This is a genomic window from Pseudomonas sp. RT6P73 (assembly GCF_054897715.1).
The window spans coordinates 1,664,875-1,677,342 of record NZ_JBUBUV010000002.1; the positions used below are offsets into that span (position 1 = coordinate 1,664,875).

Here is a 12,468-nt window from a genome sequence, read left to right on the forward strand (position 1 = left end):
TGGTAGCGGCGGTGGTCTGAGTGTAAAGCTGGTTATCGACCCCCGCCACAAGGACGTTCCTTTTCCCTCCGAACAAGCCCCGACATGTTCAGACCTCTCTTCGTATTTATTGGCACGCGTTATACCCGTGCAAAGCGTCGCAATCATTTTGTGTCATTCATTTCCCTGACCTCGATGATCGGACTCGCCCTCGGCGTGGTCGTGATGATCGTCGTGCTTTCGGTCATGAATGGCTTCGATCATGAGATGCGCACCCGCGTGCTGGGCATGGTGCCCCACGCGACCATCGAGTCCAGTGAGCCGATCAGCGACTGGCAAAGCCTGGCCGCCAAGGTCAAGCAGAACCCGCAGGTGACGGCCGTTGCGCCGTTCACCCAGATGCAGGGGTTGCTGACCAACAACGGCAAGGTCTCCAAGGTCCTGCTCAATGCCATCGACCCTGCGCTGGAACGCCAGGTCTCGATCATTGATAACTTCATGCAGCAGGGCAAACTCGACGACCTCACGCCGGGCAGTTTCGGCATCGTTATCGGCGACAAGGCCGCAGCCAAGCTCGGCGCGGCCATTGGCGACAAGCTGACGTTCGTGGCGCCGGAAGTCACCGTCACCCCGGCCGGGATGTTCCCGCGCATGAAACGCTTTACCGTGGTCGGCATCTTCCATGTCGGCGCCGGTGAGATCGACGGGTATCTGGGCGTCACCAACCTGCAGGATCTGGCGAAGCTGCATCGCTGGAAGCCGGATCAGGTCCAGGGCATCCGCCTGAAGTTCGAAGATCTGTTCCAGGCCCCGCGCACGGCGTGGAATATCGCCCAGCAACTCGGTGAAGACCATTTCTACGCCCGCGACTGGACGCGCACCCACGGCAACCTGTATCAGGCGATCCGCATGGAAAAAGCCATGATCGGCCTGCTGTTGCTGCTGATCGTCGCCGTCGCGGCCTTCAACATCATTTCCACGCTGGTGATGGTGGTGAATGACAAGAAGGGCGATATCGCGATTCTGCGCACCCTGGGCTCCACGCCGGGGCAGATCATGGCCATCTTCATGGTCCAGGGCACCGTCATCGGCGTGATCGGTACGCTGATCGGCGCGGTGGTCGGGATCTTCGCCGCGCTGAACGTCAGCGCCGCGATCTCCGCCCTCGAAGGGCTGATCGGCCACAAGTTCCTGAACGCCGACGTGTACTTCATCGATTACCTGCCGTCGCAAGTGCAGAGCCAGGACGTGTTGATGGTCTGCGCCGCCGCGTTGGTCCTGAGTTTCCTCGCCACCCTGTATCCAGCCTGGCGTGCCGCGCGCACCCAGCCTGCGGAGGCGCTACGTTATGAGTGAGTTGGGTATGAGTGATAAAGCAATCTTGAGCTGCCGCAACCTGGGCAAATCCTACGAGGAAGGCCCGGAGTCGGTAGAAGTGCTGGCCGGTCTGCAACTGGAATTGCATCCGGGTGAGCGCGTGGCGATCGTCGGCACCTCGGGTTCGGGCAAAAGTACCTTGCTCAACCTGTTGGGCGGTCTCGATACGCCAACCAAGGGCAGCGTCTGGCTCGACGGCGAAGAGCTGTCGGCCCTGAGCGAGAAGAATCGCGGCCTGCTGCGCAACCGGTCGCTGGGTTTCGTCTACCAGTTCCACCATTTGCTGCCTGAGTTCACCGCGCTGGAAAACGTCTGCATGCCGCTGCTGATCGGCAAAACCGCGATACCGGAAGCGCGTCAGCGTGCGACCGCGTTGCTGGAGCGGGTAGGGCTGGGTCATCGCCTGGAGCACAAACCGTCCGAACTGTCCGGCGGCGAACGTCAGCGTGTGGCCATCGCCCGCGCCCTGGTGAACAAGCCCGGGCTGGTGATGCTCGACGAGCCGACCGGCAACCTCGACTCCCACACCGCCCAGGGCATTCAGGATTTGATGCTGGAACTCAGCACCTCGATGCGCACGGCGTTCCTGGTGGTGACTCACGACATGAACCTGGCTCGCCAGATGGATCGCGTCCTGCATCTGCAGGAAGGTTGCCTGACGCCCATCTGATTGACCAAAACCCGGCGTACTGAAGCGTACGCCGGGTCTTTTATTTTTATACGGTGCCCCAGCGAATGTTCAGACCGTTATCGATCTTTATCGGCATGCGCTATACCCGCGCCAAGCGCCGCAATCGCTTTGTTTCCTTCATCTCGATGACCTCGATGATCGGCCTCGCCCTCGGCGTGCTGGCGATGATCGTGGTGCTGTCGGTGATGAACGGCTTCCAGCGCGAAATGAGCTCGCGCATCCTCGGCATGGTGCCGCACGCGACCATCGTCGGCGTGAACCCGATCGACGACTGGCAGCCCGTTGCCGCCGCAGCGATGAAAAATCCGGAAGTCACCGCCGCCGTGCCGTTCACCGAGATGGAAGGCATGCTCTCCTATAAAGGCACGATGCAGCCGATTCAGGTCAGCGGCATCGACCCGGCGCAGGAAGGCAAAGTGTCGATCGTTGCCCAGCACATCGTTCAGGGTCGTCTCGATGCATTGAAGCCGGGCGAGTTCGGCGTGGTGATCGGCGAGATCACCGCGCGGCGTTTCCGCCTGAATGTCGGTGACAAGATCACCCTCATCGTGCCGGAAGTCAGCACCGCACCGGGCGGTATTACCCCGCGCATGCAGCGGCTGAATGTGGTCGGCGTGTTCAAGGTCGGTGCCGAGCTGGATGGCTCGATGGCGCTGATCCACGTCGCCGATGCCGCGCAGATGCAGCACTGGGAGCCGAACCAGGTACAGAGCGTGCGTCTGGCGGTGAAGGATTTGTATGCGGCGCCGAAGGTCTCCAGCGATATTGCTGGCGGGCTGGGCACTGCTTACAAGGCTGACGACTGGACCCACACCCAGGGCAGTCTGTTCAGCGCGATGAAGATGGAAAAAACCATGATCGGCCTGCTGTTGCTGATGATCGTCGCCGTGGCGGCGTTCAACATCATCGCCACCCTGATTATGGTGGTGAATGACAAGGGCGCGGACATCGCGATCCTGCGCACCATCGGCGCTACACCCCGACAGATCATGGCGATTTTCATGGTGCAGGGCACGGTGATCGGGATTGTCGGCACCTTGATCGGTGGTGTGCTCGGCGTGATTGCGGCATTGAACGTCAGTGAGCTGGTGGGCTGGATGGAGCGGGTCAGTGGCCAGCACATTTTCAGTTCCGACGTGTATTTCGTCAGCAACTTGCCGTCGGAATTGCAGGGTGGGGATGTGTTGTTGATCTGCTCGGCAGGTTTCATCCTGAGCTTCCTGGCGACGGTGTACCCGGCCTGGCGTGCGGCGAAGATCGAGCCGGCTCACGCGTTGCGGTATTCGTAAACCGATAGACCGTCATCGCGAGCAGGCTCGCTCCCACACTTGATCTTCAGCGATCACAATATTTGTGAGCGACTCAGATCCAATGTGGGAGCGAGCCTGCTCGCGATGAGGCAGGTCCTGCTGGCCTCAATCCCCCTTCGGCAACTCAATCACAAACCGCGTCCACCCGTTATCCGATTCACACCGAATCTGCCCACCATGGGCACGGATGATCGACTGGGTAATCGCCAATCCCAACCCCGCATGCTCATTGCTACCTTCCTGACGTGCCGGATCGGCCCGATAAAACCGGTCAAACAATCGCGGCAGCAACGCGCCGTCAATCCCGTTCCCACTGTTCTCAACCGTCAAGCTCAAGCCGTTGACCTGATCAACAATCCGCACCCGCACCTCTCCATCCGCGGGCGTAAACCGCAACGCGTTATCCAGCAAATTGGACAGCGCCCGACGCAACATGCTGCGGTCACCCTCCATCCGTCCGCTGCCCTCACGGCTCAACGTCACCCGGGCGTCTTCAGCCAGCGGTGCAAAAAACTCCAGCAACACATCCGCTTCCTCTGCCAGTTCCAGGGATTCGCGCTTGGGCGTCAGCAACCCATGGTCCGCCTTGGCCAGGTACAACATGTCGTTGACCAGTTGCGCCATCCATTGCAGCTCTTCGAGGTTGCTGTGCAACGCTTCGCGGTAATCCTCGATAGGCCGAGGGCGGGTGAGGGTGACCTGGGTGTGGGTCAGCAGATTCGACAGCGGCGTGCGCAGTTCGTGGGCAATGTCGGCAGAGAAGGCCGAGAGCCGCTGAAAAGAGTCGTCCAGGCGTCCGAGCATGGCGTTGAAGCTGTGGGCCAATTCGGTGAGTTCCGACGGCATATTCTCTTCGGGCAGCCGGGCATTGAGCGATTGCGCCGAAACGCCGCTGGCGACCGCACTCATGCGCCGCAACGGGCGTAAGCCACTGCGCGCCGCCCACGCACCAAGTAAAGCGGTGGCCAGGGCCGACAAGCCGACGGTCAGCCAGATCAGGCGCTGCATGCGTTGCAGAAAGTGCTGGTGATGGGTGATGTCCAGCAGCAAGGTCAGCTGCGGTGAGTCAGGCCGATCGACAAACAGTGGCGCATTCAGCAAGCGATAATCGGTGCCGTGGTCGTTCAACGTGGATAAGCCGGGTTTTCGCGGGAGCTTTTCCGGCAGGCGCGTCGAACTGTCATACCAGCGCTGGCCATCGCTGCCGGTGATCCGCAGCGACAGATCCGCCTGCCGGCTCAGTTCATCTGCCAGTTTGACTTCGCCTTCACTCGACCGGACGTCGTGCAGCGCCCGGCGCAAACCGATCAACTTACCGTCCAGCAACTGCTGATCGAGCTCGATGAAGTGCGCCTCACTGGCGCGACTGAACAACACCCCGGCAAACAATGAAACCACAGCAGTACAGGCTGCAAACAGCAGCGCCAGGCGACTGCTCAGTGAAAGTCGACGCATCAGGCAGGGCGCTCTTCAAGGACATAACCCATCCCGCGCACGGTATGAATCAGCTTGTTAGGGAATTCATCGTCGATCTTCAGGCGCAATCGGCGGATCGCGACCTCGATGACATTAGTGTCGCTATCGAAATTCATGTCCCAGACCTGGGAGGCGATCAGTGATTTGGGCAACACTTCGCCCTGGCGCCGCAGGAGCAATTCCAGCAGGGCGAACTCCTTGGCGGTCAGGTCGATACGCTGACCACTGCGTTCCACCCGGCGGCGGATCAAGTCCAGGCGCAAGTCGGCAAGTGCAAGGCTGGTTTCCTGAGGCGAAGCGCTACCGCGTCGCAACAGACTGCGGACCCGCGCCAGCAATTCGGAAAAGGCGAACGGCTTGACCAGGTAATCGTCGGCACCGAGTTCGAGGCCGTGGACTCTGTCCTCCACCGCATCTCGCGCCGTCAGAAAAAGTACCGGCGTATCCAGACCGGCACCGCGTACCGCTTGCAGAATTTGCCAACCATCACGACCGGGCAGCATCACATCGAGGATCAACAGCGCGTAATCACCGCTCAATGCCAGTTGTTGGCCGGTGTTGCCGTCGGCCACCAGCTCGGTGTTGAAACCAGCCTCGGTCAGGCCCTGGCGCAAGTAGTGGCCGGTTTTCGGTTGGTCTTCGACGATCAGCAGCTTCATGGGCAACTCGAGGCAAATGGAACGAACGCTTTATACCGTGGGCAGCGTAAATACAGGTCAACCTGACAAAGTTGTAATCTGGCTGTCAGGTTGCGGGCAGTGGTGACAGTTTAGAGTTTTCCACAGGCTGAACCTTATCTTGTTGGAGTACGACTATGTTTTTGCGCAAACCTCTGGTGCTGGCCGCCTGTTTGTTGGCACTGAGCTCGCCGGTGTGGGCATCGCCGGCGCATACCTATGATTTCGGCCAACCGGTCCCGGCGGCCAAGGCGACTCGCAATGTAGAGATTGTGATGGGCGATATGTCGTTCACGCCCAAGGCGATCGATATCAAAGCCGGTGAGACGGTTCGTTTTGTACTGGTGAATAAAGGTCAGCTGTTGCACGAATTCAACTTGGGTGATGCGGCGATGCATGCCAAACATCAGCAGGAAATGTTGAAAATGCAGCAGAGCGGCATGCTCACGCCTACAGGTATGAAGGAAATGGACCACAGTTCGATGGCTGGCATGGATCAAGGGATGATGAAACACGATGACCCGAACAGCGTCCTCGTCGAACCGGGAAAAACCGCCGAGCTGACCTGGACCTTTACCAAGGCCACCAACCTGGAATTTGCCTGCAACATTCCCGGCCATTACCAGGCGGGCATGGTCGGCAAACTGACTGTCAGTCAGTAAGCACTCTAAGGCGGACGCAAAGGCTGGTAGAATCCGCTGATTCTTCAGTCAGGTTTCCGCCATGCATCCCGCAGCCGAACACTCGCCGCTGGGCAAATCCAGCGAATACATCGCCACCTATACGCCGTCGTTGCTGTTCCCGATCCCGCGCACAGCGAAATGGGCCGAGTTGGGCCTGACGGCTGAGACCCTGCCTTATAAGGGTGTGGATTTCTGGAACTGCTTCGAGCTGTCGTGGTTGTTGCCGTCGGGCAAGCCGGTGGTGGCGATTGGCGAATTCAGCATCCCGGCGGATTCGCCGAACATTATCGAATCGAAGTCGTTCAAGCTGTACCTGAACTCGTTGAACCAGACGCCGTTTGCCGACACCGCGACCCTTGAGTCAACGTTGGTGAAAGACCTCTCGGCCGCTGCCGGCAAGCCGGTTGGCGTGCGGATCCGCAGCCTCAAGGAGGTTGAAGCCGAAGGCGTCGTGGCGTTGCCGGGTGTATGCATCGATGACCTGGAGATCAGCGTCAGCAACTACGAGCATCCGCGTCCGGAACTGCTGCGTTGCGATGATTCGCGCATTGTGGAAGAGAGCGTGCACAGCCATTTGCTCAAATCCAACTGCCCGGTCACCAGCCAGCCGGACTGGGGCAGCGTGGCGGTGGAATACCGTGGCGCGGCGCTGGATCACGCGAGTTTGCTGGAGTACATCGTGAGCTTCCGTCAGCACTCGGACTTCCATGAACAGTGCGTGGAGCGGATTTTTCTCGACTTGCAGCGGTTGTTGAAACCGGAGAAGTTGACGGTTTATGCACGGTATGTGCGACGCGGTGGGTTGGACATCAACCCGTATCGCAGCACCGAAACCGTGCAACTGCCGAACCACCGCCTGGTCCGTCAATAAATTACCCCCTGTAGGAGCGAGCCTGCTCGCGATGAGGTCAGTACATCCAATATTGATGTTGACTGACACTCAGCCATCGCGAGCAGGCTCGCTCCAACAGGGTGATTGATTTCAAGGCGTAGATATGAAAAAGCCCCGCTAGCGATAGCAGGGCTTTTTTGCATCTGGCGGGTTCAGATCCCCATGTTGCCCAGAGCTTGCACGATGTTGCGCAAGGTACCGGCGAGGGTAGGGTGTTCAATTTCGAAGCGCTCGACGGCCAGGTTCACATTGTCGGCGAGGTTGGTGTCCTGGGTTTTGGTTTCAAGTTCAAGCTCAAGTTCGATCTGTTGCATCAGCGCGTGCAGGTCTTCGCGCTCGGCTTCGGTCAGCGGTGGATTCTGTTCCAATTGCTCGCGCAGAGTATTGAGCTGTTGTTGCAGTTCGCGGGCAGGCATGGCGTTCTTCCTTTTATCGATAGGCACTGGCATAGACCGCAGCAGAGCGCCAAAGGTCTATGGCTTGCCTTTAGATTAATCCACTCCAGCTGAACCTGCATGCCTTCATAGGCGTGAGGCGGCGGTCAGGGTTTTTCGCCCTTGAGTCGACGCAGGCTGATGTCGGCGAGGCAGGTATCCAGTTCGCCCAGATGATCGATCACCGAATGCACCCCCAGACCAAACAACTGCACCGTCGCTTTGCCGCGCAGGTGTTCGCGTTCCTTTTGGCTCAAAGCCTGCCATTCGCTGGGCGCCAACCCGCAGAGCGAGCCGCATGACGCCAGGCCGATCGTCCACAGCCCGGCATTCAATCCCGATTGCAGCAATCGCGGTTCGCCGCTGACCAGCACGCAACCATCGAGTTGTTCGACATTCAACGCCATCAAGGCTTGCCAGCAAGCGTTCGGGGCCGGCCATGGATTGATTGTTGCGGGGTGTTGCGAGGGTTTGATCCATGCAGGCAGGGCGCCGGCCAGGGAATGGCTGACGGCCGGGGGCAACTCGTCGAGCCAGGCGCAAGGAATCTGCTGGCGTTGCAGGCTGTTCAGACTGTCCAGCGCGCCGGGCGTGACCTCGGCATGCTCGGGCGTGTGAGTATCGAGCTGGCGCATCCGGGCGCCGAAATCCACCAGGCAACCACTGAGCCCGAACAGTACGGCGGTCAGGCTGTGTGCAGCGAGGGGCAAGGCTTCGGCGTGCGGCATATCAACGTCCCTGAAATAGTGACAAGGCTATGCGCCGCCGGTGACAGTTGAGTGACACTGATGTGAAGTGCTCTCAATCAGGACGAAGCATCCGTAGGCCATCACGTGCGAGGCTGCCCTAAATCGGCTTTTCCGTCTTATACTAGCCAGCTTATCGCCTGGGCCAAGCGCCCTCGCCAGTACAATCCAAGGAGTTTTCTATGCGCTGGAGCAATCGTCTAGCTCAGCTTTGTGTGTGTGCCAGCGTGTTGCTGGTTCCGTTCGCAGCCCAGGCTGCCACGGAAGACGACCCTTGGGAAAGCGTCAACCGTCCTATCTTCCAGTTCAACGACTTCGTCGACACTTACGCCCTGAAGCCAATCGCTCAAGGCTATGAGTTCGTGACGCCGCAGTTCCTGGAAGACGGCATTCACAACATGTTCCGCAACGTCGGTGACGTCACCAACCTTGCCAACAACGTTTTGCAGGTCAAACCTGCTGCCGCGGGCGTAGACACTGCCCGTCTGATCTTCAACACCACCTTCGGCCTGCTGGGCTTCTTCGATGTCGGCACCCAAATGGGCCTGAATCGTAGCGACGAAGACTTCGGCCAGACGCTCGGTTACTGGGGCGTGGGCAGCGGCCCGTACGTCATGCTGCCGCTGTTGGGTCCAAGCACGTTGCGTGATGCTCCATCCAAGTACGTCGACGGCTACACCGGCCCGTACCGCTACATCAACGACGTGCCGGTGCGTAACTCGGTCTTCGGCCTGAATATCGTCGACACCCGCGCCAGCCTGCTGTCGAGCGAGAAGTTGATCAGCGGCGACAAGTACACCTTCATCCGCAATGCGTACTTGCAGAACCGCGAGTTCAAAGTCAAAGACGGCCAGGTCGAAGACGATTTTTGATCTCGAGCGGTAAAACGAAGAAGGCGGCCAATCGGCCGCCTTCTTTCGTTTGGATCCGGCCTTATTTCATCTTCAAGATTGTAAGCCCGAGTTTCTGACTGCCACCGTCCTGTTCTTTCACCCATACCACTTCGGTGTCGGCCTCAAGCCCTTTGAGCGCTGCGTGATCGGAATCGATGCGCACGCTGATCCGGTCACCGACCTTGAACAGGCGGGGTGCCTCAACCTGCATACCACTGCTGGAAAGGTCGATGCAGACGGCTGGCACCTCATCGCCTTCGTGAATCAGCGACACATCGGCATCGACCCGCATGCGGATAAAATCGCGCTTTTCGCTGTAGTCCCGATCGGTTTGGCTCATGGGCTTCATCCTTCCATTGGGTTACGGTTTTGCCTGTTCTTATAACTCCCGGTGATTTAACAAGTAAAGACGTCAAGCGACCATCGGCGTGAGCTTGAAACGCCCCGCGGATGGGAGTACCGTCTGCGCCTTAGAAGGGCACCTCTGGTGTACCTGTGTGTAGGGCAAACGCTCGAAAACGGTGCAGTAGAGAGGCTAGAAAGCGAATCCAGTAGTGTGAGCCGGGACAATACCCCTGCCTGCTACGCCAACCTAATTCTGGCGCCGTTTGCCCACATGCCAAAAACCAGTGCCACGCTGCTGATAATCGATGATGACGAAGTAGTGCGCGCGAGCCTCGCGGCCTACTTGGAAGACAGTGGTTTCAGTGTCCTGCAGGCCAGCAATGGCCAGCAGGGTCTTCAGGTATTCGAGCAAGACAAGCCCGACTTGGTCATCTGCGATCTGCGTATGCCGCAGATGGGCGGACTCGAACTCATTCGCCAGGTCACCGAGCTGTCGCCGCAAACCCCGGTGATCGTGGTTTCGGGTGCCGGCGTGATGAACGACGCAGTCGAGGCCTTGCGCTTGGGCGCGGCGGATTACCTGATCAAGCCTCTCGAAGATCTGGCTGTGCTCGAGCATTCTGTGCGCCGGGCCCTGGATCGCGCGCGTCTGCTGCTGGAAAACCAGCGCTACCGCGAGAAGCTGGAAAAGGCCAACCGAGAGCTTGCCGCCAGCCTGAACCTGCTCCAGGAAGACCAGAACGCCGGTCGCCAGGTGCAGATGAACATGCTGCCGGTCAGTCCCTGGACCATCGATGAGTTCCAGTTTGCGCACCAGATCATCCCGTCGCTGTACCTGTCGGGTGATTTCGTGGACTACTTTCGGGTCGACGAGCGTCGGGTAGCCTTCTACTTGGCGGACGTTTCCGGTCATGGCGCCTCTTCAGCCTTCGTTACCGTGCTGCTGAAGTTCATGACCACGCGCTTGCTGTTTGAATCCAAGCGCAGCGGCACATTGCCAGAATTCAAGCCTTCAGAGGTCCTTGGTCATATCAACCGAGGCCTGATCAGTTGTAAGCTGGGTAAACACGTCACAATGGTCGGTGGAGTCATCGACGAGGAGACAGGTTTGTTGACCTATAGCATCGGTGGTCATTTGCCGTTGCCTGTGTTGTACACGCCAGACAGTGTTCGTTATCTGGAAGGGCGCGGTCTGCCGGTAGGCCTCTTCAATGAAGCCACCTATGAAGACCACGTGCTGGAGTTGCCGCCGACGTTCAGCCTGACGCTGATGTCCGACGGCATTCTGGACCTTTTGCCAGAGCCTACACTCAAAGAAAAAGAAGCGGCTTTGCCCCAACGGGTCAAGGCAGCGGGCGGCAGCCTGGATGGTCTGCGGCAGGTTTTTGGATTGGCCACGCTAGGGGAGATGCCGGATGATATCGCCCTGTTGGTGTTGAGCAGGAATCTTTAATGAGTACCGGTAGAATCCAGTTCGCCGAGCAGGATGGCACCTTCGTCCTGAAGTTCGTCGGTGAAGTTCGCCTGACCCTGTGTTCGGCGTTGGATGCGACTATTGAGCGGATCTTCACCGCGTTGAACTTCAATGCGATCGTGATCGACCTGACCGAAACCCGCAGCATCGACAGCACCACCCTTGGCCTTCTGGCCAAACTGTCGATCCTGTCGCGGCAAAAAGTCGGCCTGCTGCCGACCGTCGTCACCACCCACGAAGACATCACCCGTCTGCTGCAGTCCATGGGTTTCGAGCAAGTGTTCAACATCGTTGACCGCCCGATCCCGTGCCCTGAATGCCTGACCGACCTGCCAGACCAGGATCAGTCCGAAGAAGTCGTGCGGATCAAAGTGCTCGAGGCACACAAAATCCTCATGGGCCTGAACGACTCCAATCGTGAAGCGTTTCATGATCTGGTGAATGCGCTAGAGCGTCACTGACTCCATAAGCGACCGCGCGCAAAAAAGGGCGAACCTGTAAGGGTTCGCCCTTTTTGCGTTTGCTCTTACTGAATCAGAGCTTGGCTTGCAGCAGTGCCTCGAGCTTTTCCTGGTCGCGAGCGAACTGACGAATACCCTCAGCCAGTTTCTCCGTCGCCATCGCATCCTCGTTGGACAACCAACGGAACTGCGCTTCATTCAGGCTCAGACGTGCTTCACCGGCATGACCCGGGGCCAGTTTGCGTTCCAGCTTGCCAGTGTCCGCCGCCAGCTTCTCCAGCAGGTCCGGGCTGATGGTCAGGCGATCACACCCAGCCAACTGCTCGATCTGATTCAGGTTACGGAAGCTCGCACCCATGACCACAGTCTTGTAGTCATTGGCCTTGTAGTAGTTGTAGATGCGCGTCACTGACTGCACGCCCGGATCATCCGCGCCGGTGTAGTCGTTGCCGTTGGCTTTCTTGTACCAGTCGTAGATGCGGCCTACAAACGGCGAAATCAGGAACACGCCGGCGTCAGCACAGGCCGCAGCCTGAGCAAACGAGAACAGCAGCGTCAGGTTGGTCTGGATGCCTTCCTTTTCAAGCTTCTCGGCGGCGCGGATGCCTTCCCAGGTGGAGGCAATCTTGATCAGCACGCGGTCGCGGCCAATGCCGGCCTTGTCGTACAGCTCGATCAGACGGTGCGCACGCTTCAATACGGCGTCAGTGTCGAATGAAAGGCGCGCGTCCACTTCAGTGGAAATACGGCCTGGTACAACCTTCAAAATCTCTTGGCCTACCGCTACGCCAAATCGGTCGCTGGCCAGGCCCACATCGCCCTTGCAGTCGTGAACGCAGGCGTTCAGCAACTCGGCATAACCGGGAATGGCCGCCGCTTTCAGCAGCAGGGAAGGGTTGGTGGTAGCGTCGACGGGTTTTACGCGAGCGATAGCTTCGAAGTCGCCGGTGTCGGCAACTACGGTGGTCATTTGTTTGAGTTGTTCCAGCTTGGAAGTCATGGGCGTGCTCTGTCCTATGGGTCTAATGAC

General features: G+C 58.9%; 14 protein-coding genes. 8 read left to right on the top strand and 6 right to left on the bottom strand.

The window, feature by feature from the left end:
* Positions 1–84: 84 nt before the first annotated feature.
* The 3 genes from ACYZT6_RS08075 (at position 85) to ACYZT6_RS08085 (ending at position 3,336) form a co-directional block, all read left to right on the top strand.
* Entirely contained in the window at positions 85–1,335 is a 1,251-nt protein-coding gene (locus tag ACYZT6_RS08075; RefSeq protein ID WP_462026419.1) for a lipoprotein-releasing ABC transporter permease subunit, read from the top strand.
* Between the two features lie 7 nt (positions 1,336–1,342).
* Complete coding sequence (gene lolD / locus ACYZT6_RS08080) at positions 1,343–2,026, top strand: lipoprotein-releasing ABC transporter ATP-binding protein LolD (RefSeq protein ID WP_167360488.1); 684 nt, start codon at positions 1,343–1,345, stop codon at positions 2,024–2,026.
* 65 nt (positions 2,027–2,091) lie between these two features.
* The gene (locus tag ACYZT6_RS08085; RefSeq protein WP_461980636.1) at positions 2,092–3,336 is read left to right on the top strand and encodes a lipoprotein-releasing ABC transporter permease subunit; all 1,245 of its coding nucleotides are present in this window, start codon (positions 2,092–2,094) and stop codon (positions 3,334–3,336) included.
* A gap of 126 nt (positions 3,337–3,462) precedes the next feature.
* On the opposite strand, the gene ACYZT6_RS08090 is transcribed toward ACYZT6_RS08085, so the two are convergent.
* Both ACYZT6_RS08090 and ACYZT6_RS08095 read right to left on the bottom strand, forming a co-directional pair.
* The gene (locus ACYZT6_RS08090; protein WP_462026420.1) at positions 3,463–4,812 is read right to left on the bottom strand and encodes a heavy metal sensor histidine kinase; all 1,350 of its coding nucleotides are present in this window, start codon (positions 4,810–4,812) and stop codon (positions 3,463–3,465) included.
* The gene (locus ACYZT6_RS08095) at positions 4,812–5,492 is read right to left on the bottom strand and encodes a heavy metal response regulator transcription factor (protein WP_462026421.1); all 681 of its coding nucleotides are present in this window, start codon (positions 5,490–5,492) and stop codon (positions 4,812–4,814) included. The genes ACYZT6_RS08090 and ACYZT6_RS08095 overlap by 1 nt, the downstream gene beginning before the upstream one ends.
* 155 nt (positions 5,493–5,647) lie before the next feature.
* Between ACYZT6_RS08095 and copI the strand changes: the two genes are divergently transcribed.
* Positions 5,648–6,172, top strand: coding sequence for a copper-resistant cuproprotein CopI (gene copI / locus ACYZT6_RS08100; protein ID WP_462026422.1), 525 nt, complete (start codon positions 5,648–5,650; stop codon positions 6,170–6,172).
* A 61-nt stretch (positions 6,173–6,233) separates the two neighbouring features.
* Positions 6,234–7,064, top strand: a complete 831-nt coding sequence (gene queF, locus ACYZT6_RS08105; RefSeq protein ID WP_462026423.1) for an NADPH-dependent 7-cyano-7-deazaguanine reductase QueF — start codon at positions 6,234–6,236, stop codon at positions 7,062–7,064.
* Between the two features lie 173 nt (positions 7,065–7,237).
* Here queF and ACYZT6_RS08110 read toward each other — a convergent pair whose 3' ends face one another.
* Both ACYZT6_RS08110 and ACYZT6_RS08115 read right to left on the bottom strand, forming a co-directional pair.
* Positions 7,238–7,501, bottom strand: coding sequence for a DUF4404 family protein (locus tag ACYZT6_RS08110; protein ID WP_094471546.1), 264 nt, complete (start codon positions 7,499–7,501; stop codon positions 7,238–7,240).
* 125 nt (positions 7,502–7,626) lie between these two features.
* Positions 7,627–8,247, bottom strand: a complete 621-nt coding sequence (locus ACYZT6_RS08115) for an HAD family phosphatase (protein ID WP_462026424.1) — start codon at positions 8,245–8,247, stop codon at positions 7,627–7,629.
* Between the two features lie 200 nt (positions 8,248–8,447).
* Between ACYZT6_RS08115 and ACYZT6_RS08120 the strand changes: the two genes are divergently transcribed.
* Positions 8,448–9,137, top strand: a complete 690-nt coding sequence (locus tag ACYZT6_RS08120) for an MlaA family lipoprotein (RefSeq protein WP_461958043.1) — start codon at positions 8,448–8,450, stop codon at positions 9,135–9,137.
* A 61-nt stretch (positions 9,138–9,198) separates the two neighbouring features.
* On the opposite strand, the gene ACYZT6_RS08125 is transcribed toward ACYZT6_RS08120, so the two are convergent.
* Positions 9,199–9,498 carry a PilZ domain-containing protein gene (locus ACYZT6_RS08125; RefSeq protein WP_438661898.1) on the bottom strand — a complete coding sequence of 100 codons (300 nt, stop codon included), beginning with the start codon at positions 9,496–9,498 and terminating at the stop codon, positions 9,199–9,201.
* 276 nt (positions 9,499–9,774) lie between these two features.
* Here ACYZT6_RS08125 and rssB point away from each other — a divergent pair, with 276 nt between their 5' ends.
* Together rssB and rssC are read left to right on the top strand one after the other, a co-directional pair.
* A complete protein-coding gene (gene rssB / locus ACYZT6_RS08130) occupies positions 9,775–10,956 on the top strand; it encodes a two-component system response regulator RssB (protein ID WP_010456296.1) in 1,182 nt (393 codons plus the stop codon).
* A complete protein-coding gene (gene rssC, locus ACYZT6_RS08135; protein ID WP_007935262.1) occupies positions 10,956–11,438 on the top strand; it encodes an anti-sigma factor antagonist RssC in 483 nt (160 codons plus the stop codon). Before rssB ends, rssC begins: the two co-directional genes overlap by 1 nt.
* 73 nt (positions 11,439–11,511) lie before the next feature.
* Here rssC and tal read toward each other — a convergent pair whose 3' ends face one another.
* Complete coding sequence (gene tal, locus ACYZT6_RS08140; RefSeq protein ID WP_109629027.1) at positions 11,512–12,438, bottom strand: transaldolase; 927 nt, start codon at positions 12,436–12,438, stop codon at positions 11,512–11,514.
* Positions 12,439–12,468: the final 30 nt, after the last annotated feature.

Coding starts and splice junctions, on each gene's coding strand:
- ACYZT6_RS08075 (WP_462026419.1), top strand. CDS start 85: ATGTTCAGACCTCTCTTCGTATTTATTGGCACGCGTTATACCCGTGCA.
- lolD (WP_167360488.1), top strand. CDS start 1,343: ATGAGTGATAAAGCAATCTTGAGCTGCCGCAACCTGGGCAAATCCTAC.
- ACYZT6_RS08085 (WP_461980636.1), top strand. CDS start 2,092: ATGTTCAGACCGTTATCGATCTTTATCGGCATGCGCTATACCCGCGCC.
- ACYZT6_RS08090 (WP_462026420.1), bottom strand. CDS start 4,812: ATGCGTCGACTTTCACTGAGCAGTCGCCTGGCGCTGCTGTTTGCAGCC.
- ACYZT6_RS08095 (WP_462026421.1), bottom strand. CDS start 5,492: ATGAAGCTGCTGATCGTCGAAGACCAACCGAAAACCGGCCACTACTTG.
- copI (WP_462026422.1), top strand. CDS start 5,648: ATGTTTTTGCGCAAACCTCTGGTGCTGGCCGCCTGTTTGTTGGCACTG.
- queF (WP_462026423.1), top strand. CDS start 6,234: ATGCATCCCGCAGCCGAACACTCGCCGCTGGGCAAATCCAGCGAATAC.
- ACYZT6_RS08110 (WP_094471546.1), bottom strand. CDS start 7,501: ATGCCTGCCCGCGAACTGCAACAACAGCTCAATACTCTGCGCGAGCAA.
- ACYZT6_RS08115 (WP_462026424.1), bottom strand. CDS start 8,247: ATGCCGCACGCCGAAGCCTTGCCCCTCGCTGCACACAGCCTGACCGCC.
- ACYZT6_RS08120 (WP_461958043.1), top strand. CDS start 8,448: ATGCGCTGGAGCAATCGTCTAGCTCAGCTTTGTGTGTGTGCCAGCGTG.
- ACYZT6_RS08125 (WP_438661898.1), bottom strand. CDS start 9,498: ATGAGCCAAACCGATCGGGACTACAGCGAAAAGCGCGATTTTATCCGC.
- rssB (WP_010456296.1), top strand. CDS start 9,775: ATGCCAAAAACCAGTGCCACGCTGCTGATAATCGATGATGACGAAGTA.
- rssC (WP_007935262.1), top strand. CDS start 10,956: ATGAGTACCGGTAGAATCCAGTTCGCCGAGCAGGATGGCACCTTCGTC.
- tal (WP_109629027.1), bottom strand. CDS start 12,438: ATGACTTCCAAGCTGGAACAACTCAAACAAATGACCACCGTAGTTGCC.